The sequence below is a fragment of the Bradyrhizobium sp. BWC-3-1 genome, assembly GCF_032917965.1.
GTDB lineage: Bacteria > Pseudomonadota > Alphaproteobacteria > Rhizobiales > Xanthobacteraceae > Bradyrhizobium > Bradyrhizobium canariense_D.
In genome coordinates, this window is the sequence record NZ_CP136625.1 from 2,280,871 (window position 1) to 2,305,244 (window position 24,374).

Annotated in this window: 20 protein-coding genes and 1 other RNA gene; 17 read left to right on the forward strand and 4 right to left on the reverse strand. The window is 65.2% G+C overall.

From position 1 onward, the window contains the following. The first annotated feature begins 19 nt into the window (after nucleotides 1-19). From RX329_RS11095 to RX329_RS11110, 4 genes are all read left to right on the forward strand, one after another. Nucleotides 20-1,606: a DHA2 family efflux MFS transporter permease subunit gene (locus tag RX329_RS11095; protein ID WP_085349098.1), complete on the forward strand. Its 1,587-nt coding sequence runs from the start codon at nucleotides 20-22 to the stop codon at nucleotides 1,604-1,606. A gap of 326 nt (nucleotides 1,607-1,932) precedes the next feature. Next, a complete protein-coding gene (locus tag RX329_RS11100) occupies nucleotides 1,933-3,732 on the forward strand; it encodes an ABC transporter ATP-binding protein (RefSeq protein ID WP_085385394.1) in 1,800 nt (599 codons plus the stop codon). A 64-nt stretch (nucleotides 3,733-3,796) separates the two neighbouring features. Next, nucleotides 3,797-5,203 (forward strand): MATE family efflux transporter, encoded by a 1,407-nt coding sequence (locus tag RX329_RS11105; protein WP_085385395.1) that lies wholly within the window; start codon nucleotides 3,797-3,799, stop codon nucleotides 5,201-5,203. Nucleotides 5,204-5,272: 69 nt separating this feature from the next. Next, nucleotides 5,273-6,541 carry an O-antigen ligase family protein gene (locus tag RX329_RS11110; protein WP_085349095.1) on the forward strand — a complete coding sequence of 423 codons (1,269 nt, stop codon included), beginning with the start codon at nucleotides 5,273-5,275 and terminating at the stop codon, nucleotides 6,539-6,541. Here RX329_RS11110 and RX329_RS11115 read toward each other — a convergent pair. Beyond that, nucleotides 6,538-7,281, reverse strand: coding sequence for a sulfite exporter TauE/SafE family protein (locus RX329_RS11115; RefSeq protein ID WP_085349094.1), 744 nt, complete (start codon nucleotides 7,279-7,281; stop codon nucleotides 6,538-6,540). The genes RX329_RS11110 and RX329_RS11115 overlap by 4 nt on opposite strands. 230 nt (nucleotides 7,282-7,511) lie before the next feature. Here RX329_RS11115 and RX329_RS11120 point away from each other — a divergent pair, with 230 nt between their 5' ends. Then, the gene (locus RX329_RS11120; RefSeq protein ID WP_018454225.1) at nucleotides 7,512-7,769 is read left to right on the forward strand and encodes a hypothetical protein; all 258 of its coding nucleotides are present in this window, start codon (nucleotides 7,512-7,514) and stop codon (nucleotides 7,767-7,769) included. Nucleotides 7,770-7,776: 7 nt separating this feature from the next. Here the strand turns inward: RX329_RS11120 and RX329_RS11125 are convergent, their stop codons facing one another. After that, nucleotides 7,777-9,147 carry a PLP-dependent aminotransferase family protein gene (locus RX329_RS11125; protein ID WP_085385396.1) on the reverse strand — a complete coding sequence of 457 codons (1,371 nt, stop codon included), beginning with the start codon at nucleotides 9,145-9,147 and terminating at the stop codon, nucleotides 7,777-7,779. A gap of 79 nt (nucleotides 9,148-9,226) precedes the next feature. Between RX329_RS11125 and RX329_RS11130 the strand changes: the two genes are divergently transcribed. Together RX329_RS11130 and RX329_RS11135 are read left to right on the forward strand one after the other, a co-directional pair. After that, on the forward strand, nucleotides 9,227-9,661 hold the full coding sequence (locus tag RX329_RS11130; protein ID WP_240543943.1) for a DUF983 domain-containing protein: 435 nt from the start codon (nucleotides 9,227-9,229) through the stop codon (nucleotides 9,659-9,661). Nucleotides 9,662-9,733: 72 nt separating this feature from the next. Continuing rightward, nucleotides 9,734-10,447 carry an alpha/beta fold hydrolase gene (locus RX329_RS11135; protein ID WP_085385427.1) on the forward strand — a complete coding sequence of 238 codons (714 nt, stop codon included), beginning with the start codon at nucleotides 9,734-9,736 and terminating at the stop codon, nucleotides 10,445-10,447. Between the two features lie 53 nt (nucleotides 10,448-10,500). Here the strand turns inward: RX329_RS11135 and rnpB are convergent. Continuing rightward, nucleotides 10,501-10,980: RNase P RNA component class A (gene rnpB / locus RX329_RS11140), an RNA gene on the reverse strand. 149 nt (nucleotides 10,981-11,129) lie between these two features. Between rnpB and RX329_RS11145 the strand changes: the two genes are divergently transcribed. Both RX329_RS11145 and RX329_RS11150 read left to right on the forward strand, forming a co-directional pair. Next, on the forward strand, nucleotides 11,130-11,498 hold the full coding sequence (locus RX329_RS11145; protein WP_085385398.1) for a YciI family protein: 369 nt from the start codon (nucleotides 11,130-11,132) through the stop codon (nucleotides 11,496-11,498). Next, nucleotides 11,495-12,727 (forward strand): RNA polymerase sigma factor, encoded by a 1,233-nt coding sequence (locus RX329_RS11150; protein ID WP_085395660.1) that lies wholly within the window; start codon nucleotides 11,495-11,497, stop codon nucleotides 12,725-12,727. Before RX329_RS11145 ends, RX329_RS11150 begins: the two co-directional genes overlap by 4 nt. Nucleotides 12,728-12,846: 119 nt before the next feature. Here the strand turns inward: RX329_RS11150 and RX329_RS11155 are convergent, their stop codons facing one another. Then, complete coding sequence (locus tag RX329_RS11155) at nucleotides 12,847-13,629, reverse strand: N-acetylmuramoyl-L-alanine amidase (RefSeq protein WP_085385400.1); 783 nt, start codon at nucleotides 13,627-13,629, stop codon at nucleotides 12,847-12,849. A gap of 523 nt (nucleotides 13,630-14,152) precedes the next feature. Here RX329_RS11155 and rsmH point away from each other — a divergent pair. The 8 genes from rsmH to ftsW all read left to right on the forward strand — a co-directional run bounded on the left by rsmH (nucleotide 14,153) and on the right by ftsW (nucleotide 24,287). Beyond that, on the forward strand, nucleotides 14,153-15,142 hold the full coding sequence (gene rsmH / locus RX329_RS11160; RefSeq protein WP_085385401.1) for a 16S rRNA (cytosine(1402)-N(4))-methyltransferase RsmH: 990 nt from the start codon (nucleotides 14,153-14,155) through the stop codon (nucleotides 15,140-15,142). A 3-nt stretch (nucleotides 15,143-15,145) separates the two neighbouring features. Beyond that, nucleotides 15,146-15,538 carry a hypothetical protein gene (locus RX329_RS11165; RefSeq protein WP_007600843.1) on the forward strand — a complete coding sequence of 131 codons (393 nt, stop codon included), beginning with the start codon at nucleotides 15,146-15,148 and terminating at the stop codon, nucleotides 15,536-15,538. Next, a complete protein-coding gene (locus RX329_RS11170) occupies nucleotides 15,535-17,289 on the forward strand; it encodes a peptidoglycan D,D-transpeptidase FtsI family protein (protein ID WP_085385402.1) in 1,755 nt (584 codons plus the stop codon). Before RX329_RS11165 ends, RX329_RS11170 begins: the two co-directional genes overlap by 4 nt. Nucleotides 17,290-17,373: 84 nt before the next feature. Beyond that, the gene (locus tag RX329_RS11175) at nucleotides 17,374-18,846 is read left to right on the forward strand and encodes a UDP-N-acetylmuramoyl-L-alanyl-D-glutamate--2,6-diaminopimelate ligase (protein ID WP_085385403.1); all 1,473 of its coding nucleotides are present in this window, start codon (nucleotides 17,374-17,376) and stop codon (nucleotides 18,844-18,846) included. Next, nucleotides 18,843-20,222 carry a UDP-N-acetylmuramoyl-tripeptide--D-alanyl-D-alanine ligase gene (locus RX329_RS11180; protein ID WP_085385404.1) on the forward strand — a complete coding sequence of 460 codons (1,380 nt, stop codon included), beginning with the start codon at nucleotides 18,843-18,845 and terminating at the stop codon, nucleotides 20,220-20,222. Before RX329_RS11175 ends, RX329_RS11180 begins: the two co-directional genes overlap by 4 nt. Before the next feature lie 163 nt (nucleotides 20,223-20,385). Further along, on the forward strand, nucleotides 20,386-21,489 hold the full coding sequence (gene mraY / locus RX329_RS11185) for a phospho-N-acetylmuramoyl-pentapeptide-transferase (RefSeq protein WP_007600847.1): 1,104 nt from the start codon (nucleotides 20,386-20,388) through the stop codon (nucleotides 21,487-21,489). Nucleotides 21,490-21,496: 7 nt separating this feature from the next. Further along, nucleotides 21,497-22,897 (forward strand): UDP-N-acetylmuramoyl-L-alanine--D-glutamate ligase, encoded by a 1,401-nt coding sequence (gene murD / locus RX329_RS11190; RefSeq protein WP_018454237.1) that lies wholly within the window; start codon nucleotides 21,497-21,499, stop codon nucleotides 22,895-22,897. A gap of 238 nt (nucleotides 22,898-23,135) precedes the next feature. After that, on the forward strand, nucleotides 23,136-24,287 hold the full coding sequence (gene ftsW, locus RX329_RS11195; RefSeq protein ID WP_018454238.1) for a putative lipid II flippase FtsW: 1,152 nt from the start codon (nucleotides 23,136-23,138) through the stop codon (nucleotides 24,285-24,287). The last annotated feature ends 87 nt before the right edge of the window (nucleotides 24,288-24,374 follow it).

The window sequence follows — 24,374 nt, forward strand, 5'->3', positions numbered from 1 at the left end:
TGCGCCGCGAGGTCAGACCATGGCGAACGCCACGACCGCTTCACCTGCCATGATGGCGGACCCCGCTTCGGAGCGCATCGCGCCGAAGCGGCTGTTCGCTTTCATCATCATGGTGTTCGGGATGTTCATGTCGATCCTGGACATCCAGATCGTCTCGGCGTCCCTGAGTGAAATCCAGGCCGGCCTGTCGGCAAGCTCTAGCGAGGTCTCCTGGGTCCAGACCGCCTATCTGATCGCCGAAGTGATCGCGATCCCGCTGTCGGGATTCTTGTCGCGCGCCTTCGGCACGCGGCTGTTGTTCGCAATCTCGGCGGCAGGCTTTACCGCATCGAGCCTGCTCTGCGGCTTCGCCACCACCATCGAGGAGATGATCCTGTGGCGCGCGCTGCAAGGTTTTCTCGGCGCCGGCATGATCCCGACGGTGTTCGCCTCGGCCTACACCGTCTTCCCACGCACCAAATTCCACATCGTCGGTCCCATCATCGGGCTCGTCGCAACGCTGGCTCCGACCATCGGGCCAACTGTCGGCGGCTACATCACCGACCTGATGTCCTGGAACTGGCTGTTCTTCATCAACATCGTGCCTGGCATCGGCATCACCATCGGCGTGCTGGCGCTGGTCGATTTCGACGAGCCGCATTTCGAGTTGCTCGACCGTTTCGACTGGTGGGGGCTGCTGTTCATGGCCGGCTTCCTCGGCACGCTGGAATACGTGCTGGAGGAAGGCCCGCAATATGAATGGATGCAGGACCCCTCGGTCGCGATCTGCGCCTGGATCTGCGGCATCTCGGCGATCGCCTTCTTCTGGCGCGTCTTCACGGCGGCCGAGCCGATCGTCAATCTACGCACCTTTTCCAACCGCAATTTCGCGATCGGCTGCGTCCTTCAGTTCTGCATCGGCATCGGCCTCTACGGCCTGACCTACATCTATCCGCGCTACCTCGCCGAAGTGCGTGGCTACAGCGCACTGATGATCGGCGAGACCATGTTCGTCTCGGGCATCACCATGTTCCTGATCGCGCCGGTGGTCGGGCGTCTCATGGCGAAGTACGACATGCGCTACATGATCGCGTTCGGGCTCGTCGTGTTCGCGCTCGGCTCCTACCAGATGACCTGGATCACGCGCGACTACGATTTCTATGAGTTGCTGATTCCGCAGATCCTGCGCGGCATCGGCATGATGTTCGCGATGGTGCCGACCAACAACATCGCGCTCGGCACGCTGGCGCCCGACCGGGTGAAGAACGCCTCGGGCCTCTTCAACCTGATGCGCAATCTCGGCGGTGCCGTAGGTCTCGCCGTCATCAACACCGTGCTCAATGACCGCACCGATCTGCACATTACGCGCCTGCAGGAGCGTGTGACCTGGGGCAACGCGACCGCGACCGAAACCCTGACCATGTTCATGCAGAAGTTTCAGGGGCTTGGCGATTCCACGCTGATGGCGATGAAGCAGCTCAGCCAGCTCGTGCATCGCCAGGCCGTGGTGATGGGCTTCGGCGATGCTTTCTTCATCCTGACGCTGTTCTATCTCGGCCTCACCCTGCTCGTCACACTGTTGAAGAGGCCGGCCTCGCCGTTCGGCGCCAGCGGCGACGCGCACTAATTTGCAACACTCGTGCGTGATCTCGCGCGAGCCCCGTTGCAAATCACCGCTGACACATCTATAAAGCGCACCTCATTCCATCGAACCGGGAGGATTTGCATGATTTCGTCGCATTCGCAGATCGCACGCCCGCGCTCGATGATGTTCTGGCTCGGTATGTGCTCGGCCTCCTAGAGGCCTCTTCCGCCAGCTTCGATTGGGCTCCTGGTCCCGATCGCCCCGCTTCCCAAGTCAAAACCAACTTTAAGTGACGCCGTCTCGGCCCTCGCGGCCGGCCTGCGTCCATCAATGGAGCCGGCCCGCGCCATAAGCGGCCGGATGATGCCATGACCGCTCTGTCAAAAAGGCCCGCGGCGATACGCGTGGTGCTGCCCTTCGTGTTCCGGCACTGGCTGAAGCAGCCGGGGCGTACCCTCATCGTCGCCGGCGGCTTGTTGGGTGCGACCATCGCCGACCTGTTCATGCCGGTCTTCTCCGGACATCTGGTCGACGCCCTGACGCGCGGCCCATCCGATTCCGCCGCGCGGCACGCGGCGCTGATGGCATTGGGCGGTATCGTGGCGCTGGGCGCAGCCTCCATGGTGCTGCGGCTGACCGGCCTCCAGGCCATCGTGCCGTTCTCGCTAAAGATCATGTCCGAGGTCGCGCAGGAAGCCTTCATGCGCGTGCAACGGTTCTCGACCGACTGGCACGCCAACTCCTTTGCGGGATCCACGGTGCGCAAGGTCACCCGCGGCATGTGGGCGCTCGACCTGTTGAACGACACCATCTTGATGGCGCTGGCGCCGTCGCTGCTGGTGCTGATCGGGTCGATGATCCTGCTCGGCCTGCACTGGGCCTCGCTTGGCGCGGTGATCGCGCTGGGCGCGCTGGCCTATGTCACGATGACGGTGCTGTTCTCGACGCGCTACATCGCGCCGGCCGCGCGCATCTCCAATGCCTGGGACACCAAGGTCGGCGGCACGCTGGCGGATGCGTTGACCTGCAACGCGGTGGTGAAATCGTTCGGCGCGGAAGCGCGCGAGGATGCGCGGCTTGCCCGTGTCGTCAACCGCTGGCGCGTGCGCGTGCGGCGGACCTGGCTGCGCTACAACTACACCAACCTGGCGCAGCTCTCGGTGCTGCTGGCCCTGCGCGCCTCCGTGATCGGCGGCGCCGTGCTGCTGTGGATGTCGGGGCGGGCCTCGCCCGGGGACGTCACCTATGTGCTGACGAGCTACTACGTCATCCATGCCTATTTGCGCGACGTCGGAATGCACATCAACAACCTGCAGCGCTCGGTCAACGACATGGAGGAGCTGGTGGCGATCCACGACGAGCCAATCGGGATTGCGGATGCGCCGGACGCGCGGTCGATCGCGATCGAGCGCGGCGAGCTCGTGTTCGACGACGTCACGTTCCATTATGGCGGCCATCACGCGCCGCTCTATGACGGATTGTCGGTCACGATCCGCGCCGGCGAACGCGTCGGTCTCGTCGGCCGCTCCGGCTCCGGCAAGACCACCTTCGTCAAGCTGGTGCAGCGGCTCTACGACGTCACCGGCGGCCGCGTTCTGATCGATGGGCAAGACATCGCCAAGGCCACCCAGCATTCGCTGCGCAGCCAGATCGCGATCGTGCAGCAGGACCCGATCCTGTTTCACCGCTCGCTCGCCGAGAACATCGCCTATGGCCGGCCCGGCGCCAGCCTGGAGGCGATCGAGCAGGCGGCACGGCTGGCCAATGCGCACGACTTCATCGTGCGCCTGCCCAAGGGCTACGGCACGCTGGTCGGCGAACGCGGCGTCAAGCTCTCCGGCGGCGAGCGACAGCGCGTGGCGCTGGCGCGCGCCTTCCTGGCGGACGCGCCGGTGCTGATCCTGGACGAAGCGACCTCGAGCCTCGATTCGGAATCCGAGGCGCTGATCCAGCAGGCGATGGAGCGGTTGATGCGAGGCCGCACCTCGATCGTGATCGCGCACCGGCTCTCGACGGTGAAGAGCCTCGATCGCATCCTGGTGTTCGACCGCGGCGAGATCGTCGAGCAAGGCACGCATGCCAAGCTCGCGGCCAGGCCCGGCGGCATCTATCGCGGCCTGTTCGAGCGCCAGGTGGTGGAGCTCGGACAGGTCGCAGCAGCGGAATGAGTGGCGCGCGGCCGGCGGACCAATGTCGGCCGCGTCGCCAAGGAATCGGTCAAGGATGGGTGACATGAAAGACCTGACCAACGGCTCCGTCGCGAAGCACATTCTGGGCATGGCACCGCCGATCATGGTCGGTATGGTCACGATCATGCTTTGCCAGCTGGTCGATCTGTACTTCGTCTCGGGCTTGGGCGATGCCGCGGTCGCGGGCGTGGCGGCGGCCGGCAATGCCGGCTTTCTCATCAACGCGCTGATGCAGGTGCTCGGCGTCGGCGCGGTGTCGTTGATCGCGCATGCCGTGGGACGCAAGGATCGGCCGGATGCCAATTTGATCTTCAATCAGGCGATCGTGCTGTCGGTGCTGTTCGGACTGTTGACCCTGGTCGCAGGCGCGGCGCTGTCGCGCGCCTACATGCATGCGATCGCCGCGGACGAAGCCACGATCGAGGCGGGGACCACGTATCTGCTGTGGTTCATGCCGGCGCTCGCGTTGCAATTCGCGAGCCAGGTGATGGGATCCGCGCTGCGCGCTACCGGCATCGTGCGTCCCACGATGCTGGTGCAGGCGCTTGCGGTGGCCATCAACATCGCGCTGGCGCCGGTTCTGATCGCGGGCTTGGGCACGGGCTATGCGCTCGGCGTTGCCGGTGCGGGGCTGGCGAGCTCGATCGCGGTGTTGATCGGCGTCGTGATGCTGCTTGCGCATTTTCGTAAGGTCGAACGCTATGTCGCCTTCAATCCGGCGCAGTGGCGTCCGCAGGCGCAGCATCTGAGGCGCATCCTCAATGTCGGCCTGCCTGCCGGCGGCGAGTTCGCGATGATGTTCATCCTCATGGCGGTGGTCTATTTCGTGCTGCGCGATTTCGGTGCGGCGGCGCAGGCCGGTTTCGGGATCGGACAACGGGTCCTGGGCCTGATCCAGATGCCGGGGCTTGCAGTTGCGCTCGCCGCTGGGCCGATCGCCGGCCAGAACATGGGCGCCGGAAAAGGCGAGCGCGTGCGCGAAACCTTCGTCAAGGCGGCGCTGATCACCAGTGTCGTGATGATAGGCTTCATGTGCCTCGCGCAGTTGAAGCCGCAGCTCCTGCTCTCGGGGTTCTCGAACGACCGGGAAACCATGGAGATCGCGTTCCTGTTCCTGCGGATCATCTCGCTCAACATGGTGGCGCAGGGCGTGATCTTCACCTGCTCGAGCATGTTCCAGGGCCTCGGCAATACCAAGCCGGTGCTGTGGAGTTCGGCAACGCGCGTGCTCACCTATTCGCTGCCGACGATCTGGCTGTCGACGCGGCCGGGCTTCCGGATCGAGCACGTCTGGTACCTGTCGATCGCGGCAACCACGCTGCAGGCGGCCCTGAGCTTGTGGCTGCTACGGCGTGAATTCAGGAAGCGCCTTGCCACGCTCCGGCATGAGAAGTCCCCGGAGCCGGCTGCGCCCAAGCGCGTGGCGTCTCCTGTACGCGCGCCAGCGTAGCGTTCGCTTGTCCCCGCCCCACGGCTCCGGCAAACTTGCCGCGCCGTGGGGATCGGCTGCAGGGGCCAAATGACCGAGGTGTTGAACGAGCAGCGGCCCAATTCCTGGCTCGCCGCGATCTGGGCGGCACGCTATCGCACGCCAGCCCGCTCCGTCGCGCTGATCGCGTTGCTGTTGCCGTGGACCACGACCGGGCTCATTTTCGCGCTCATTCCCTGGCTGATCGCGTTCGCGTTCCTCGACCTTCGCGAATTTCCGCGTTCGCTGCTTCGGGCAATCTGCCTGCTGCCGATTGCGCTGGTCCTACTCGCCGCTATCGGCACGCTCTGGTCGGATGCGCCGTGGCCGGACCGAATCCATGCGATCGGCCCGGCGGCGAAGCTGCTGGTAATTCCGCTTCTGATCTACCAGTTCGAGCGTTGGCCGTTTGGCGGCTGGGTGTTTTCCGCGTTCCTGGTATCCTGCACGGCACTGATGCTCTATTCCTTCGCCGTCGCCGTCGATCCCGCATTGTCGCTGAAACTCTATCTGTCGCGCGGGCCCTACAAGGTCGAAAGCGGGATCGCGGTGCGCAATTATATCGACCAGAGCCAGGAGTTCGCGCTCTGTGCGATCGCGCTGGTCTACCCGAGCGTGTCGCTGCTGCGACGAGGCCGCTACCGCGTCGCGGCGCTGTTCGTGGCGCTCGCGATCGGATTCCTCGCCAACATGATGTTCGTCGTGGTCTCGCGGACAGCGCTGGTGACGCTGCCGATCCTGATCGTGGTCTTCGCGCTTTTGCATTTGCGCCGCCGCACCGCACTCTTCGCCGTCGGCGCGATGGGGCTGTTGACCGTGCTGCTGTGGACCGCCTCGCCGCGTCTGCGCGCAACAGTCGCCAAATTCAACGGAGACTATGAGGTCAGCATCGCCGGCAATGATGTCAGCGGCATGGGGTCACGACTGGAGTTTTGGCGCAAATCGCTGGCGTTCACCGCGGACGCGCCGCTGCTCGGTCACGGCACCGGGGCGATCCGCGGCCTGTTCGCGCGCGCGGCTGTCGGCGAGAGCGGGGTTCGAGCGGAAATCGTCGGTGATCCCCACAACCAGACGCTCAATGTCGCCGTGCAGTGGGGCGCGTCGGGCGTCGTGATCCTCTATGCGCTCTGGTTCGCGCACCTCTCGCTGTTTCGCGGAGAGGGGCTGGCCTGCTGGGTCGGCCTTCTGGTCGTGGTGCAGAACATGCTGTCCTCGCTGCTCAATTCGCATCTGTTCGATTTCGCCGAGGGCTGGATCTACGTGCTTGGCGTCGGCATTGCCGGCGGCATGGCGCTCGCCGCGAAGACAATACGGAGTTAGTGCGTGCCCAAACTGTTCCAGACCAGGCCGAGGCCCGACAGGAACAACAGACCGAGCACGACATCGCCGAAATGCTTGTCGCTCAGCGCATGATAGACGCGCGCGCCGGCCCATGCGCCGATCAGCGTGCCCGGAAATGCGATCACTGCGAGCCAGACCACCTTGAACGCGACGAGGCCCGAGGCGGTCTGCAACACCAAGGCGGCGCCGAGCACGGTGAAATTGAAGAGCTGGAAGATGCCGCGCCGCTCGTGCTTGTTCCAGCCTCGGATGTTTGCCCACAGGATCGGAAGTGGCCCCGACAGTCCGGCAAGGCCACCCAAGATGCCGCCGGCAAAACCGATCGCGCCGTCGGCAATGCGGCCGCCGAACGTGACGGCGAGCGGCCGCTTGTTCAGATAGAGAGCCGTCGAAAAAACAAGGATCAGCACGCCGACGCTCAGCTTGAACACTTTTGGATCGGCGGAGGCGACCAGCATGGTGCCCAGCGGCACGCCGATCAGTCCTCCAATCAGGAACGGCCAGACCAGCGAGAGATCAAAACTCTTCCACATCGACGGCAGCGTCGAGCTCTGCGCGATCACCGAGCAGATCAGCACCAGGGGCACCGCGAGCGAGGGCGGCAGCACGTAGAGCCAGATGCCGAGCGCCATCAGCGCCGTGCCGAAACCGGCAAGGCCCGAGACGAAGCCCCCGGCCAGTGCGCCGAGCAGCAGCAGCCCGTAGGTGAGTATTTCCAACAGATTGTCCCTGTTATCTTGACGATCCCGAACTGTTGATCGCCATCGCTCGCATAGCACAGCTGCGGCCGTGCAGGTCAATTTCAAAACCGCACGCAAGCGTGATCCCCAGCAGCGGGCGTTCGCGAAAGACAGGCCTACATGACGCTCGTACTTCAAACTGGGGGCCCGCTCGACGCCATCATGCGGTTCGATCGGCCAGTCTCCCGAATGAGATATGGAGAAGGACGATGACCCGCACGAAGATTGCCGTCGCGGCCGCACTAGTGTCGGCGGCGGCCTTGATGCCGACCATGGCGCAGGCCCAGTTTTCCGAGCCTGCGGCCTATCAGGCTGCCCATCCCGACCGCGACGTTCTGAATGGCGGCCAGCTCACGCCCGCCGCGCGCGGGGCTCTCGGCCAGCCGAGCGATGCCTACGCATCGCAAGCTTATCCATCGGCTGTTGCGCCGGTCGTGCGCTCCCACCATCGCCGGCAGCATCGATAGGTATTTGCTAGACGATCTGCCGGGTGTCGGCGGGCCTGTGCAGCGCGCTCATGAGGATGCGCAGCGCCTCCGTCAATTCCGCCCGGTTGCGCGCCGCGCCTAGCGAGACGCGTGCCGCGTGTGGTGCGGTCCCGTCGACGGTGAAGGCCTCGCCGGCGACGACTGCCAGTCCATTCCGCAGCAGATGCGCCGCGACATCGGGACGGTCCTCCGGCAGCCGCAGCCACAGATGATGCGCGGCGGGCTTGGCCTGGAACTCAAATCCCTTGAGCGCCCGTTGCGCGAGCTGCTGGCGGCCGATCGCCTCGCTTCTGATGGCGGTGATGATGCGGTCGGCGATCCCGGTCTCGATCCAATGCGTCACCAGCGCGACCATCAGCGGCGCCGGCATCTGCACCGTCGCCTGCAAAGAGCTACGCATCTCCCGCTGCGAGCTGCCGTCGGGCGTCACTAGATAGGCGACCCGTAGTGCGGGCGCCATACATTTTGACAGCGTGGTCGCGAGATATGTCTGATCCGGAATGAGATTGGCGATCGGCGATGCCGAGCGATCGAGCAGCCCGTAGGCATCGTCCTCGATCAGAATCGTATCGGCATCGTTGATGATCTTGGCGATGGCGCTGCGGCGCTCGGGGAGAAGCGTCGCGGTGGTCGGATTGTGCAGCGTCGGAATGAGATAGACCGCTTTCGGTCTATGCGTGCGGCAAGCCTTTGCCAGCGCCTCTGGCAGGATGCCGCCGTCATCCATCGCGACGCCGACGAGTCTGACGCCGAGGCGCGCGGCGGCGGCCCTGATGCCGGGGAAGGTGAGGGCTTCCGTCAGCACGATGTCGCCGGGCCGGGCGAGGTGGGCGAGCAGGTTGAACAGGATCGTCTGTGCGCCGGGAAAGATCACGAGCCTGTCGGCATGGGCATGCGGCACGCGGGGGCGCATCCATCGCGCCGCGACCTCGCGCTCGTGTGCGCTGCCGCCGGGCGGCTGGTAGTTGAGATGCGCGGTCAGGCCCGATTGCGCGCGGATGGCTTCCATCCCGGCGATGATGCGCTCGTCGAGCTGCGCTTCGAGAGGTTGCGGCGGCACGTTCATCGAGAGGTCGATCGCGACGGGATGCGGCAGATCGACCACGCGGCGCGCGCTGGTCTCCGACACGAACGAGCCCTGGCCGACCCGGGCCTCCATGATGCCGCGGCGCCGCGCCTCGGTGTAGGCGCGTGTCACCGTGGTGAGGTCGATGCCGAGCGCCTTTGCCAGCGCCCGCTGCGTCGGCAATTGTTGGCCGCGCACCAGCCGGCCGGCGGCGATATCGGCCTCCATGGCTTCGACGATGCGCTGATAGCGCGGCCCGCTCAGCTCCGAGATTGTAGGGGTCCAATCCATGCAATGAAGGCCCATATCCTTTGAATGTATGGATACAAGATATTATTGTATGGATCGTAGAAAAGGAAGAGGTGGGGTCATGGCGACCGGTTCAGTCTCTCTCACGAAAGCGATGTGGCGCGGTTTCTTGGGCAAATGCCCCAATTGCGGCGAGGGGCACGCGTTCGGCCGTTTCCTGAAGGTGGCGGATACCTGCGACCATTGCGGCGAGGAGCTGTTCCACCAGCGCGCCGACGATTTCCCGGCCTATCTCGTGATGGTCGTCGTCGGCCATCTCGTGGTGCCGGCAATCCTCGCGGTCGAGACCGCCTATGCGCCGGCCGTCTGGCTGCAACTGGTGGTGTGGCTGCCGGTGACGTTGTTCGCTTCGCTCGCGCTGTTGCAGCCGACCAAGGGTGCCATCGTCGGGCTGCAATGGCAGATCGGCATGCATGGTTTTGAGGCGGGCAAGCTGCGGCGCGAAGCCGGTCGGCCTGCAGCCGTCCTCGTGAAGGTGAACGCGCGCGCGGCTTAAGGGGCCGTAGCGTTTACATCGCGGGACCGGCCGCTACACTCCATCGTACAAACAAGAACGATGGAAACGCCGATGGCCGCACGCTCAAAAACCTTCCTGCTTTGTCACGGCGCGTGGTCCGGCGGGTGGGCCTGGAAGAAGATGCATCCGTTGACGGCAAAGGCCGGCCATCGCCTCATTGCGCCGACCTATACCGGGCTCGGCGAGCGCGCGCATCTGGCCAGTCCCGCGATCGATCTCAACACGCACATCCAGGACATTCTCAACGTCATCAGGTTCGAGGATCTCGAGGACATCGTGCTCCTCGGCCACAGCTATGGCGGCATGGTCGCCACCGGTGTCGCCGATCGCGCGCGCGAGCGGGTGACGCAATTGATCTATCTCGACGCCTTCGTGCCGCGTGACGGCCAATCGCTGTTCGATCTCCATGAGGGCGGGCGCGAGCCGATGCGCAAGGCAGCTGGCTCAGGCGACGGCTACCGCATCCCGCCGAACCCGCCGCCGCCGGACACGCCGCCGGCCGATCTCGACTGGCTCAACGCCCGCCGGATCAACATGCCGATCAAATGTTTCGAGACGAAGCTGAAACTCGAACATGGCGAGCCGGCGATGCCGCGCAGCTACATCTATTGCACGCGCATTCCGCCGGGCGACGTGTTCGGACAGTTTGCGAAGCGCACCAAGAGCGAGGATGGCTGGCGCACTTTCGAACTCGACGCGAGCCATGCACCGAATGTCACGGCGCCGGAGGCGTTGATGGCGGTCCTGGAGAAGATCGTCGGATAGAGAGCCAAAATGGTGAGGGGCCCGATGCATTAACACCGAGCCCCTCGTTGAAAGATATCAGCCGGCCTGTAAGCCGGGTTCTGTAAGGCACCGTCCGCTTGCGCGAACGATACGTGACGGCCATTCCTCTGGGACCATGTTTGCACAGGGCCTCGAGCAACCTACCCGGACGGCGGGCCTGACATCGCCCCGCGGCGTTATCGCTTTCGCGAACAGCCCGCTACGCCGTCCCTATTCGGTTTTGCTCCCGGTGGGGTTTACCATGCCGGCTCCGTTGCCGCAGCCGCGGTGCGCTCTTACCGCACCTTTTCACCCTTACCTGCCTACGCAGCTTGCGCTGCTACGGCACGGCAGGCCCGAGGGCTTGCCGCGCCAAAGCCCCGAAGGGGCGACGGCGGGCGGTTCGTTCTCTGTGGCACTTTCCCTGGGGTCGCCCCCGCCGGACGTTATCCGGCACCGTATGTCAAGGGAGCCCGGACTTTCCTCCCCGGCGGCCTTTCGGCACTTGCCGGAGCGGCCGTCCGGCCGACTGACGGCTTACGCATGAAGCATTTGTGTCGGTTCCGCAAGCCGATAACGCCATGCACGGTTCGCCCGAAATAATTTATCCTGAAGATGTCGTTGGGTGCGTGTCCCGTTCGACTGGATGTCGGCGATCCAGCCGTGCAACAGGAGTTAACCGATGCAGTATTTGCTGATGATCTACCAGAACGAAGCCGAGTACGCGAATATGCGTCCGGCGGCCGGCCAGCAGATGACGGCGGAATATCAGACCTTCACGCAAGGCATCATCCAGAGCGGCAATTTCAAGGCCGGCGACCGTTTGCAGCCGACCACGACCGCGACGACGGTCCGCGTGCGCGACGGCAAGACCCTGACGACCGACGGCCCGTTTGCCGAAACGCGCGAGCAGCTCGGCGGCTATTACCTGGTGGAGGCCAAGGATCTCGATGCTGCGATCGAGATCGCGTCGCGGATTCCGTCGGCGCGTATCGGCTCGATCGAGGTGCGGCCGATCTGGGTCTACGACAAGTCGCGCATCGGCGCATGACGCTGTCCGAGATCGACAAGATCTTCCGCGACGAGGCGGGGCGGGCGCTGGCCACGCTGATCCGCCTCGTCGGCGATTTCGATCTCGCCGAGGACGCGCTCCAGGACGCCTTTGCGGTGGCACTGGCGCGCTGGCCGGCGTGCGAGGTCCCCGACAATCCGCGTGCTTGGCTGGTCAATGTCGCCAGGCACAAGGCGATCGACCGTATCAGGCGCCAGGCCGTTTTCCGCGGCAAGGAGCAGGCGCTCGTGCACGAGCTCGAGCTGAACGCGCAGGCGCCCGCCGAGCCGCCGGCAATGCTCGACGGCGACATGCTGCGGCTGATCTTCACCTGCTGCCATCCTGCGTTTGCGGCCGAAGTCCAGGTCGCGCTGACGCTGCGGACCGTCTGCAGGCTCTCCATGGCGCAGGTCGCGCGCGCCTTCCTCGTCAGCGAGGAGGCGATGGCGCAGCGTCTCGTCCGTGCCAAGCAGAAGATCCGGCTCGCCGGCATTCCCTATGAGGTCCCCGAGCGCGACACGCTGGTGCCGCGGCTCGAGGGTGTGCTTGCCGTGATCTATCTGGTCTTCACCGAAGGCTATGTGGCGACGTCAGGTGCGGATTTGATGCGGCCCGATCTTGCGGTCGAGGCGATCCGGCTTGGCCGCTTGCTCGACCGGCTGTTACCCGATCGCGCGGGGATCAAGGGCCTGCTGGCGCTGATGCTGCTGCACGATGCGCGCCGCGCAGGGCGCCAGACCGCCGCCGGCGACATCGTGCTGCTGGAAGAGCAGGATCGTTCGCGGTGGGACCGTGCACAGATCGAGGAGGGTCTCCATCTGGTGGACGACGCACTGCGCGTGCCCGGCCGGCCGCAGCCCTATGCAGTCCAAGCCGCGATCGCTGCGCTGCATGCGCGCGCGCCGAGCTATGAGCAGACAGACTGGCCGCAGATCGCCGGGCTCTACGAAGTGCTATTGCGCATCAACCCGTCGCCGGTGATCGAGCTCAACCACGCGGCGGCGGTGTCGATGGTCGATGGGCCGGCACGTGCGCTCGATCTCGTGGATGCGACTACTGCGCGCGGCGGGCTTCGTGGCTACGAGCTGTTGCCGGCCGTGCGGGCCGATCTGCTGCGGCGGCTTGGCCGGAAGGAGGAGGCACGCAAGGCCTATCGCGCGGCGACGGAGGCGACGCTGCTCGAGCCGCTGCGCCGGCTGTACGCGCGAAGGATGCGGGAGATGGAGTAGTCGCCACATACTCCGTCATTGCGAGGAGCACTTGCGACGAAGCAATCCAGACTGCTTCCGCGGAGGCAGTCTGGATTGCTTCGCTTCGCTCGCAATGACGGGGTGTGTGGCAGTCGTCGTCACTTCGTCGCGACGGTCGTAGCCTCCTGAGGGAGACTCCCCAACAGCGCCTGCAAGGTCGACAGCGTCGAGTGATCCGCGACCCCATCCAGGCGCGCCGGGCGGAAATGGCGCTGGAAAGCGGTGACGACTTCCATGGTCGCGGCGTCGTATTTGCCGGTGAGGGGAACGCCGTAGCCGTATCTGGCGAGCGCCTGCTGCAAGCTCAGCACTTCGTCGCTGATGGTGCCGAGCATCAGGCTCTCGCCGCGCACCACCGGCGCGGGCGTGACCCAGTGGCCGACCCCGGAATTGGCCAGCGAATGCCACGGAAATTTTTCGCCGGGATCTTTCTTGCGCGCCGGCGCCACGTCGGAGTGGCCGAGCACCCGGTGAGCGGGCACCTTGCGGCGAAGCATGATGCCGCGGCACAGCGCGATCACGGCGGCGATCTGGCGCAGCGGAAACTCCGGATAGCCCCAATCGTGGCCGCGATTGACGATCTCGATCCCGATCGAGCAGGAATTGATGTCGTCCTCGCCGGACCAGGACGAGACGCCGGCATGCCAGGCGCGCCTGGCCTCCGGCACGCATTGCACGATGCGGCCGTCTTCCAGCACGACATAATGGGCCGACACCTCAGTGCCCGCGGAGCAGAGCCGCGCCAGCGCACCTTCGACGTCGGGCATGCCGGTGTAGTGCAGCACAATCATATCGGGTTGGCGGCCCTTGTTGCGGTCGCCATGGTTCGGCGAGGGGATGATGTCGGAGACGATCGAGGAATCCGGCTCGAACGTCCGCATGTTCGCGGCGGCTTTGGGAACCGGCAGAACGCGTTGACGCTTCGAATCAGATCCAGAGGGCGTGGACGAACCGGACGACATAAATAGCTCGAGACAGACAGAGAGTGGGCCAAGCCCTTCTCTTTACTATTCCTTTACCCTCCACCGTGCGCAACCGCGCGACGAGGTTAACGGATGCATTTTGGCGCATGTGTGTGGATGAAGCATCACCGCCGCGTCAGCTTTTCGACTTGTCGCGAGCCGATCAACGCTTTCTTAACGCTAAGGGCCGTTACTGAGAGATGAAGAGCCGACCCGCGTCCGGAGGCGGCCAAAGCGTATTTTGGCTCGAAATCCCATGGCTGCCCGACAAATTCCAAGGGGAATACTGGGTTGGTGGCCCGGGACGACCGGGCACGGTAACCATATCGGACGGGGGTTGGGTCGTGGAACCGCCGCGACGCGGAATCATTCGAGGCGTTATGAGCTTGTTCGTCCCCGATCTCACTTGGGAGTCCGGCGGGGCGATCGGCAGGCCTGGCGCATGAGCTCGGCTCCGCACATCCCCGTTCTTGGCCGCGAGGCCATCGACCACCTCGCCCCGCGCGAAGGTGGCCTTTATATCGACGCGACCTTTGGTGCCGGCGGCTACAGCCGCGCGATCCTCGACGTGCCGGGAACCCAGGTGATTGCCATTGATCGCGACCGTACTGCGATCGAGGGCGGCGCCGAGCTCGTCGCACGCTCGGCGGGCAGGCTGACCCTCGTTGAAGATCGTTTCTCCAACCTCGCCGAGGTCTGCGCGGCTCAAGGCATCGATGGCGTCGACGGCGTCGTGATGGACGTCGGGGTATCCTCGATGCAGCTCGACCAGGCCGGCCGCGGCTTCTCGTTCCGCCTCGATGGTCCGCTCGACATGCGGATGGGGCAGGCAGGCCCCACTGCGGCCGATGTCGTGGCGCGCGCCTCGGAAGGCGATCTCGCCGACATCATTTATCTTCTCGGCGAAGAGCGGCAGTCGCGCCGGATCGCCCGCGCTATCGTCGCGGACCGTCAGGAGACGCCGTTCACGACCACGCGCGCGCTCGCCGAGCTCGTCGGCAGGGTGGTTCGGTCCAAGCCCGGCGATATTCACCCGGCGACGCGGACGTTCCAGGCCCTGCGCATCTTCGTCAACGAAGAGCTCGAGGAACTCCAGAGCGCGCTCATCGCTGCCGAGCGCGTGCTCAAGCCCGGTGGTCGCCTCGTTGTCGTCTCGTTCCATTCGCTGGAAGACCGCATCGTCAAGAATTTCCTTAGCCTGCGCAGCAAGACGGGTGGCGGCTCACGCCATTTGCCGGAAGTGTCTCAGGCGGTGCCGAGTTTTCAGCTGCTGACGCGGCGGCCGGTGATCGCGGGCGAAAACGAAGTCGCGCATAACCCGCGTGCGCGATCGGCAAAACTGCGCGCCGGCGAGCGCACCTCGGCGCCGGCGCATGACGAGCGCGAGCAATCGTCCTGGCCAAAACTCTCCGACGTCATGAGAGGTGGCTAGCGCATGCGCTTCATCCACCTCCTCGTCATCGGCGCGCTGATCTTCGCGGCAGCCTATGTCTATAGGATCAAGATGGACTCCACGGCGCGCACCGAAAAGGTGCTGCGGCTGCATGCGGAGATCCGCGAGCAGCGCGATGCGATCGCGGCGCTGCGCTCCGAATGGGCCAAGCTCGATGCGCCCCTGCGCCTGCAGGGCCTGTCCGATCGGCATCTGCAGCTCAAGCCGGTCAACGGCACGCAATATGACTCACTGAAGAATCTGCCCGAGCGCCCGCCGCGGATGTTCAGGCCGGGCGAGCCGGATCCGATCGGCGCCATGCTCAACACCATCGAAGCCGCCAGCGATCCCGATAATGTGACGGGCTCCGTACCTCAGCCCGAGGACAAGCCATGAATGCTGTGACCCCGGCCAAACCGGCAGAAAAGCCGACTGAGCCTTGGCGCCAGCGCCTGATCCGCAGCCTGCTGTACGGGCGCAACGTCGATCGCGCGGCCAAGGCGCGGGCGCGCGTCGGCCTGGCGATGCTCGCCTTTGGCGCGGTCTACGCCCTGATCGGCGGCCGGCTAGTGATGTTCGCGATCGGCGCCGACGCCCACGGCGCGCGCCGCGCCGCGGCGCAGGAGGTGGTCGCGACCGCGCGGCCCGACATCGTCGATCGCAACGGCGCGATCCTCGCGACCGACGTCAAGGCGTCGAGCCTGTTCGGCGAGCCGCGTCGCATCATCGACAAGGACGAGGCAATCGAACTTCTGACCGCCACGGTGCCCGACCTCGACGAGGCCGAGGTGCGCGAGCGCCTGAAGACGCGCAAGGGCTTCGTCTGGCTCAAGCGCGAGATTACGGCAAAGCAGCAGCAGGACATCCACAAGCTCGGCATTCCCGGCATCGGTTTCCTGCGCGAGAACAAGCGCGTCTATCCGACCGGCAACGAGGTCGCCCACCTCATTGGTCTCGTCAACATCGACAACCAGGGCATCGCGGGCATGGAGAAGTGGCTCGACAATCAGGGGCTCGCCGATCTCCACCGCGCGGGCTTTGCCACCGACCGGCTGCAAAAGCCGATCGAGCTGTCGGTCGATCTGCGCGTCGAGCACGCCCTGCGTGACGAGCTGCTGAAGGCCAAGGAGAAATACCACACCAAGGCTGCCTCCGGCATCGTCTCCAACGTCAAAACGGGCGAGATCGTGGCGATGGTCTCGCTTCCGGACTTCGACCCCAACAATCCGAAGGAAGCGCACGACCCCGACCGCATCAATCGCCTGACCACCGGCGTCTACGAGATGGGCTCGACCTTCAAGGCGTTCACGCTGGCGATGGCGCTCGATTCCGGCAAGATCAATCTGAACACGTCGTGGGATGCACGCGGAAACCTGCACTACGGCAAGTTCACGATCCACGACAGCCATCCGCTCGGACGCTTCATCAACACCAAGGAAGTGTTCACGTTCTCGTCCAATATCGGCGCCGCCCGGATCGCGCTCGGACAGGGCGTCGAGGCCCACAAGGCATTCCTCGGCAAGATGGGCCAGTTGACGCGGCTGCGCACCGAACTGCCGGAAAGCGCGGCTCCGCTGATACCGCGCCGCTGGGGCGAGCTGAACACCGTGACCATCGCGTTCGGCCAAGGCATGTCGGTGGCGCCGCTGCAGGCGGTGATGGGCATCAACGCGCTGGTGAACGGCGGCTATTTGATTCCGCCGACCTTCATGAAGCGCAGCGAGTCCGAAGCGGCGGCGATGGCCAAGCGCGTCATCAGGACGGAGACCAGCGACAAGATGCGGTTCCTGATGCGGCTCAATGCAGAAATCGGCACCGCCAAGACCGCCGACGTCAAGGGTTACTACGTTGGCGGCAAGACCGGCACGTCCGAGAAGGTCATCAACGGCCGCTATGCCAAGAAGCGGGTGCTCAACTCCTTCACCGCGATCATGCCCTGCGACGATCCGAAATATCAGATCCTGATCATGCTGGACGAGCCCCAGGCCATTCCCGAAACGAAGGGTTTCATCACCTCGGGCTGGAACGCGGTGCCCACGGGCGGCAAGGTGATCGAGCGGATCGCGCCGCTTCTGGGTGTCGAGCCGCGATTCGACCTGCCGCCGTCCGAGCGCCTTATTCTTGCAGCATCCAGGACAACCCAGTAATCAACCGGGTGGGCCGTTGCCGCTGCTGAGTCGGGATTTCCCTGCAGATTCGGCGATCCGGTCCGGCATGTCGACTGGAAGACCATGAAGCTGCGCGACCTCCTCGATCAGGACGTTCAGGGCAATGACGCCGCAATCGAGCCCGCGGTCGCGGCGCTCGACGTGACCGGCGTTGCGCTCGACAGCCGCGCGGTCAAGCCAGACGATCTCTTCTTCGCACTTGCGGGCAGCAAGACCGACGGTGCGCGCTTTATCGATGCCGCGATTGCCGCAGGCGCGGTGGCGGTCGTCGGCGACCATGCGCCTGACGGCTGCAAGGTGCCGTTCATCACAGTTGCCAATCCGCGCCGCGCGCTGGCGCTGGCCGCGGCAAGATTTTTTCCCGCGCAGCCTGCGACAATTGCGGCGGTGACCGGCACCAGCGGCAAGACCTCGGTCGCCGCATTCACCCGGCAGATCTGGGAACGGCTCGGGCACGCCTCCGCCAGTATCGGAACCATCGGCCTGGTCTCGCCGAAGCGTACCGTCTACGGCTCGCTGACGACGCCCGATCCGATCGCGCTGCACCGGCAGTTGGACGAGATCGCGCGCGAGGGCGTCACGCATCTCGCCTTCGAGGCCTCTTCTCACGGGCTCGACCAATATCGCCTCGACGGCGTGCGCGTGTCCGCCGGCGGCTTCACCAATCTCTCGCGCGACCACATGGATTACCATCCGACCGTCGCGCATTATCTCGCGGCCAAGCTCAGGCTGTTCCGCGAACTTGTCCCGCCGGGGGGCGCGGCCGTGATCTCCGCCGATCATGATTGCTCGGCGGAGGCGATCAGTGCTGCGAATTCGCGCGGCTTGCGCGTGATGGCAGTCGGTCGCAACGGCGACGGGGCGGGCGAGGGCATTCGTCTCGCCGGTGCGGAGGTCGAAGGATTTTCACAAGTGCTCGCGCTCGAACATCGCGGCAGGCGGTATACGATCCGGCTGCCGCTGGTCGGCGAGTTCCAGATCGAGAATGCGCTGGTGTCGGCTGGCCTCGCCATCGGCACCGGCGGCGACGCCGCGGACGTGTTCGCGAGCCTCGAACATCTCGAAGGCGCCAAGGGCCGGTTAGAGCGCGTCGGAGAGCGCAACGGTGCGCCGATCTTCGTCGACTATGCGCACAAGCCCGATGCGCTGGCCAAGGCGCTGCAGGCGCTGCGTCCCTACGCCAGGCGCAGGCTGGTCGTCGTGTTCGGCGCCGGCGGCGACCGCGATGCCGGCAAGCGTCCGATCATGGGCGAGATCGCCGCCGGCAACGCCGACGGTGTCATCATCACCGACGACAATCCGCGCAGCGAGAAGCCGGAATCGATCCGCGCCGAAATTCTCGCCGCCGCCAAGGGCGCCCGCGAAATCGGCGACCGGGCCGCGGCGATCCGCACCGCGATCGCCGAATTGGAAGATGGCGATGCGCTGCTCATCGCCGGCAAGGGCCACGAGACCGGGCAGATCGTCGGCGGAGAGGTTTTGCCCTTCAGTGATCACGAGGCGGTCGCCGCCGCATTAGCGTCGAGGATTGCATGAGCGCGCCCATATGGACGGTGGCCGAAGTGGCGCGCGCGCTGGGCGCCGCCGGATCGTTCCCGGACACGCCGATCGACTTCGTCACCCAGGACAGCCGGCTGGCGAAGCCGGGCAGCCTGTTCGTCGCGCTGAGCGGCACGCCAAGCGGCGGCTTCATTTCGGCCTTCGCCAGCGCGCGTGACGGCTGGGAGTTCGCGGACAAGGCGGAAGCCTCGGGCGCGGTCGCGATGATCGTGCCGCACGAGATCGCGGGCATCCGCATTCCCCAGATCGTCGTCAAGGACACGCTGATCGACGGCCTCTGGGGCCTTGCGCGCGCGGCACGCGCGCGCTTCAACGGGCCGGTGATCGGGCTCACCGGCAGCGCGGGCAAAACCAGCACCAAGGAATTCCTCGCGGCCTATCCCAATGCCTATGCCAGCCCGTCGAGTTTCAATAATTTCTGGGGCGTGCCGCTGACGCTGTGCAATGCGCGCCCCGACGCCAGTCTCTGGGTCGTCGAGATGGGCATGAACCAGGCCGGCGAGATCGCGCGGCTCAGCGAACTGACGCGGCCGACGGTCGCGCTCGTCGTCAACGTCCAGCCGGTGCATCTGGAGAAGCTCGGCTCGCTCGAAGCCATCCGTCGCGAGAAGGTGTCGATTGCACTCGGCCTGCCCGCGGAAGGCGTGCTGGTGCTGCCCGCCGGGATCAAGGCGCCGGACTGGAAGGGCAAGGTCATACGCTTCGGCGACAAAGCCGAGGTGCACGAGGTCGCGCACGCGCCGCATGGCGACAGCTGGCAGGTCGTGGCCGCGCTTGGCAAGAAAGAGATCGCGTTCAGCCTGACGCCGGGCGCGCCGCACCGCGTTCAGAATGCGCTGGCCGCGCTCGCATCGATCCGTGCGGCCAACCTCGATGCGGCGACGCTTGCGATCAAGCTCGACCGGGTCGGTATCATGAGCGGCCGTGGCGTCGAGCAGGCGGCCGGTGGCGTCACCGTGATCGACGACAGCTTCAACGGTAATCCGGCCAGCGTGGCTGCCGCGCTGCAAAGCTTGCAGGCGCGCAACACGACCGGTGGCCGCCGCATTGCCGTGCTCGGCGACATGCTGGAGCTGGGCGACGGCGCACCAACCTATCACATCGACCTCGCCAGGCATCTCGACGGCATCGACGGCGTCTATTGCGTCGGACCCCTGATGCGTCACCTGTTCGAGGTGCTTCCAGCCGGCAAGGGTCTCGGTTGGCACGACGACCCCGTCACGCTGAAGCCGGGCGAGGTCGCAAATCTGCTGAGGGCAGGCGATGTCGTGGTTGTCAAGGGCAGCAAGAAGATGTTCTGGGTCAACAAGTTTGTGCCGGGCCTAGTGGCCGCCTTGCAGGCAAGGGCGTAAACTGCTTGGAAGGCGCTGTTCCCGAATCCCCCCTTTCCGGCGCGAAGCCGTTCGTTTTCTTTAGAGGTCGCCCGACCCGATGATGAAGACCAGCGAATGCGCGTGAGGCAGGTTGACAAGGCCAAGATCAAGGCGCGTGCAAAGGCGCCATAGGACCGTCTGAATGTTTTACTGGCTGATCGAGCTCTCCAACACATTTCCGGGCTTCGGTGCCGTTCGCACCTTCCTGAACGTCTTCCGCTACATCACCTTCCGCACCGGCGGCGCCGTCGTCACCGGCGCGCTGTTCGTGTTCCTGTTCGGACCCTGGATCATCGACCATCTGCGCATCCGGCAAGGCAAGGGCCAGCCGATCCGGGCCGATGGTCCGCAATCGCATCTCGCCAAGAAAGGCACGCCCACCATGGGCGGGCTGATGATCCTGTCCGGTCTCACGGTCGGCACGGTGCTGTGGGCCAATCCGCTCAACCCTTACGTCTGGATCGTGCTGGCGGTGACGCTTGGCTTCGGCTTCGTCGGCTTCTATGACGATTATCTCAAGGTGACGAAGCAGACCACGACCGGGTTCGGCAGCAAGCTTCGCCTGCTGATCGAGGCGGCGATCGCGCTGGTGGCCTGCTACGCGCTGGTGCGGCTGAACCGCGATCCCGCGTCGACCGCGCTGACGATTCCTTTCCTGAAGGACACCGTGCTGCATTTCGGCTGGTTCTTCGTCGTGTTCGGCGCCTTCGTCATCGTTGGCGCCGGCAACGCGGTGAACCTGACCGACGGTCTCGACGGCCTTGCCATCGTGCCGGTGATGATCGCGACTGCGAGCTTTGCCATGATCGCCTATCTCGCCGGCAACGCGGTGTTCGCCGATTATCTCCAGATCAAATATGTCGCCGGCACCGGCGAGCTCGCCGTGCTCTGCGGCGCGCTGCTGGGTGCGGGCCTGGGCTTCCTCTGGTTCAACGCGCCGCCGGCCTCGATCTTCATGGGCGACACCGGCTCGCTCGCGCTCGGCGGCATGCTGGGCGCGATCGCAGTGGCGGTGAAGCACGAGATCGTGCTCGCGGTGATCGGCGGCCTGTTCGTGCTGGAGGCGGTCTCCGTCATCGTGCAGGTGGTGTCGTTCAAGATGACGGGAAAACGCATCTTCCGGATGGCGCCGATCCATCACCATTTCGAGCAACTCGGCTGGACCGAGCCGCAGATCGTGATCCGGTTCTGGATCATCTCGGTGATGCTGGCGCTCGCTGGCCTATCCACGCTGAAGCTGCGGTGAACGATCGATGATCCCCGTCACGTCCTTTGCCGGCAAGACGGTCGCGGTGTTCGGCCTCGGCGGCTCGGGGCTCGCCTCCTGTCACGCGTTGAAAGCGGGCGGCGCCGAGGTGATCGCCGCCGACGACAGCGCCGAGAATGTCGCCAAGGCTGCGCAAGCGGGCTTCATCACGGCTGATTTGCGCAACGTCTCATGGGCGAATTTCGCCGCGCTGGTGCTCGCGCCCGGTGTGCCGATGACCCACCCAGTCCCGCATTGGAGCGTGCTGAAGGCGCGGGAGGCCGCTATCGAGGTGATCGGCGACATCGAGCTGTTCTGCCGCGAAAGGCGCCGGCACGCGCCGGATGCGCCGTTCGTCGCCATCACCGGCACCAATGGCAAATCGACGACGACGGCTTTGATCGCGCATCTCACCAAGGTCGCCGGCTATGACACCCAGATGGGCGGAAATATCGGCACCGCAATCCTGTCGCTGGAGCCGCCGGGCATGGGCCGCGTCCACGTCATCGAGATGTCGTCCTATCAGATCGACCTCACGCCTTCACTCGATCCCTCCGTCGGCATTCTGCTCAATGTCAGCGAAGACCACATCGATCGCCACGGCACCATCGCGCATTACGCCGCGGTGAAGGAGCGACTCGTTGCCGGTGTGCAGGCCGGCGGCACCGCGATCGTCGGCGTCGACGACGGCTTTTGCCGCGATATCGCCGACCGGCTCGATCGCGCCGGCAAGAACGTGGTGCGGATCTCCGTCAAGAATCCGCTGGCCAGCGGCATCCATGTCGAGCACGGCCATATCGTGCGCAATTCGGGCGGCGCGCGCAGTGAAATCGCGGCGCTCGGCGGCATCGGTTCTCTGCGCGGCTTGCACAATGCGCAGAACGCGGCGTGCGCGGCAGCCGCCGCGCTCGCGATGGGCATCGGCCTCGACGTCTTGCAGAACGGCCTGCGCAGCTTCCCCGGCCTTGCGCATCGCATGGAGCAGGTCGGCCGCCGCGGCAACGTGCTGTTCGTCAACGATTCCAAGGGCACCAATGCCGACGCCACCGCGCATGCGCTGTCGTCCTTTTCGGACATCTTCTGGATCGCGGGCGGCAAGCCGAAGGCCGGCGGAATCACCGGCCTCACCGGCTACTTCCCGCGCATCCGAAAAGCCTATCTGATCGGCGAGGCCGCGCAGGAATTTTCGGGCACGCTCGGCACGAAGGTGCCGCACGAGATCAGCCAGACCCTCGACGTCGCCGTCGAGCAAGCCGCATGCGATGCGGAGGCGTCAGGCATCGCTGACGCGGTCGTCCTGCTGTCGCCCGCCTGCGCCTCCTTCGACCAGTATCGCAACTTCGAAATTCGCGGCACCAGGTTCCGCGAGCTGGTGCAGGCGCTGCCGGGCATGAAGCCGGTGGTGTAGGGACGCTGCTGGTTGTTGCTCCGCTGTCGTCGCCCGGCTTGACCGGGTGATCCAGTACGCCGCGGCTGTGGTTATGAACCCTCGACGTCTCTGGAATACTGGATGCCCCGCTTTCGCGGGGCATGACGGGCATTTGAGGTAAGCGCTCGCCTTCATCTCCAATCATCCCCGTTTCCTTAACCCCCCGGTAACCAACCTCGGCGACCAATGGACCGACCTCTGTCCGAAAGCGGCCGCCATGCTCTCCCGTGAAGAACGCACCCCCTTTTCCGAGTGGTGGTGGACCGTCGACAAGCCGCTGATGGGTGCCATCCTGGCGCTGATGCTGACCGGCGTGATCCTGTCGCTGGCGGCGAGCCCGCCGGTTGCGACCCGCATCGGGCTCGATCCCTTCCACTTCTTCAGCCGCCACGTGCTATTCCTGGTGCCGTCCTGCATCGTGCTGCTCGGGGTGTCCTTCCTGTCGCCGCGGGCGATCCGTCGCTCGGCGCTGATCATCTTTGCGGTCAGCATCGTCCTGATCGTGCTGACGCTCGCGATCGGCCCCGAAGTAAAGGGCTCGCGGCGCTGGATCACGCTACTCGGCCTCAATATCCAGGCCTCCGAGATCGCAAAACCGTCGTTCGTCGTCATGGCCGCCTGGCTGTTCGCGGAATCCACTAGGCGGCCAGAAATGCCGGCGACCTCGATGGCGCTGGTGCTGCTCTTGATGCTGGTCTCGCTGCTGGTGATGGAGCCCGACTTCGGCCAGACCATGCTGATCCTGATGGTGTGGGGCTCGCTGTTCTTCATCGCGGGCATGCGGATGATCTGGGTGTTCGGGCTCGCCGGCCTCGGCGCCGCCGGACTGTTCAGCGCCTATCTTTTTGTTCCCCACGTCGCCGGCCGCATCAAGCGCTTCATGAATCCGGCCTCGGGCGACACCTTCCAGGTCGATACCGCCATGGAGGCCTTCTACAATGGCGGCTGGTTCGGCCTCGGACCGGGCGAGGGCATCGCCAAGCGCAGCCTGCCCGACAGCCACACCGATTTCGTGTTCGCGGTTGCCGCCGAAGAGTTCGGCATCATCCTGTGCCTCGCGATGCTGGCACTGTTTGCTTTCGTCGTCATCCGGACGCTGTCGCGCGCCTATGCCAACGAGGACATGTTCTCGCGCTTCGCGGCCTCGGGCTTGGCGATCCTGTTCGGCGTGCAGGCCGCCATCAACATGTCGGTCAATCTCCAGCTCATCCCCGCCAAGGGCATGACGCTGCCCTTCATCTCCTATGGTGGCTCCTCGATCGTGTCGCTGGCCTATGGTGTCGGCATGATGCTCGCGCTGACGCGGCTGCGCCCGCGCACCGAAGTCGAGGCGAGCGGCCACGCCGAGGCGATGCGCAGCTACGCATAGTTTTTCGTCATTGCGAGCGAAGCGAAGCAATCCAGAATCTCTCCGCGGTGGCAGTCTGGATTGCTTCGCTGCGCTCGCAATGACGAA

What these genes read in the sequence shown, in the direction of transcription:
- rsmH (WP_085385401.1), top strand. Translation starts at nt 14,153, where the DNA reads ATGAGCTCGGCTCCGCACATCCCCGTTCTTGGCCGCGAGGCCATCGAC.
- RX329_RS11100 (WP_085385394.1), top strand. Translation starts at nt 1,933, where the DNA reads ATGACCGCTCTGTCAAAAAGGCCCGCGGCGATACGCGTGGTGCTGCCC.
- RX329_RS11165 (WP_007600843.1), top strand. Translation starts at nt 15,146, where the DNA reads ATGCGCTTCATCCACCTCCTCGTCATCGGCGCGCTGATCTTCGCGGCA.
- RX329_RS11180 (WP_085385404.1), top strand. Translation starts at nt 18,843, where the DNA reads ATGAGCGCGCCCATATGGACGGTGGCCGAAGTGGCGCGCGCGCTGGGC.
- RX329_RS11150 (WP_085395660.1), top strand. Translation starts at nt 11,495, where the DNA reads ATGACGCTGTCCGAGATCGACAAGATCTTCCGCGACGAGGCGGGGCGG.
- RX329_RS11125 (WP_085385396.1), bottom strand. Translation starts at nt 9,147, where the DNA reads ATGGATTGGACCCCTACAATCTCGGAGCTGAGCGGGCCGCGCTATCAG.
- RX329_RS11145 (WP_085385398.1), top strand. Translation starts at nt 11,130, where the DNA reads ATGCAGTATTTGCTGATGATCTACCAGAACGAAGCCGAGTACGCGAAT.
- RX329_RS11105 (WP_085385395.1), top strand. Translation starts at nt 3,797, where the DNA reads ATGAAAGACCTGACCAACGGCTCCGTCGCGAAGCACATTCTGGGCATG.
- RX329_RS11095 (WP_085349098.1), top strand. Translation starts at nt 20, where the DNA reads ATGGCGAACGCCACGACCGCTTCACCTGCCATGATGGCGGACCCCGCT.
- RX329_RS11155 (WP_085385400.1), bottom strand. Translation starts at nt 13,629, where the DNA reads ATGCGGACGTTCGAGCCGGATTCCTCGATCGTCTCCGACATCATCCCC.
- murD (WP_018454237.1), top strand. Translation starts at nt 21,497, where the DNA reads ATGATCCCCGTCACGTCCTTTGCCGGCAAGACGGTCGCGGTGTTCGGC.
- RX329_RS11175 (WP_085385403.1), top strand. Translation starts at nt 17,374, where the DNA reads ATGAAGCTGCGCGACCTCCTCGATCAGGACGTTCAGGGCAATGACGCC.
- RX329_RS11110 (WP_085349095.1), top strand. Translation starts at nt 5,273, where the DNA reads ATGACCGAGGTGTTGAACGAGCAGCGGCCCAATTCCTGGCTCGCCGCG.
- mraY (WP_007600847.1), top strand. Translation starts at nt 20,386, where the DNA reads ATGTTTTACTGGCTGATCGAGCTCTCCAACACATTTCCGGGCTTCGGT.
- ftsW (WP_018454238.1), top strand. Translation starts at nt 23,136, where the DNA reads ATGCTCTCCCGTGAAGAACGCACCCCCTTTTCCGAGTGGTGGTGGACC.
- RX329_RS11120 (WP_018454225.1), top strand. Translation starts at nt 7,512, where the DNA reads ATGACCCGCACGAAGATTGCCGTCGCGGCCGCACTAGTGTCGGCGGCG.
- RX329_RS11135 (WP_085385427.1), top strand. Translation starts at nt 9,734, where the DNA reads ATGGCCGCACGCTCAAAAACCTTCCTGCTTTGTCACGGCGCGTGGTCC.
- RX329_RS11130 (WP_240543943.1), top strand. Translation starts at nt 9,227, where the DNA reads ATGGCGACCGGTTCAGTCTCTCTCACGAAAGCGATGTGGCGCGGTTTC.
- RX329_RS11170 (WP_085385402.1), top strand. Translation starts at nt 15,535, where the DNA reads ATGAATGCTGTGACCCCGGCCAAACCGGCAGAAAAGCCGACTGAGCCT.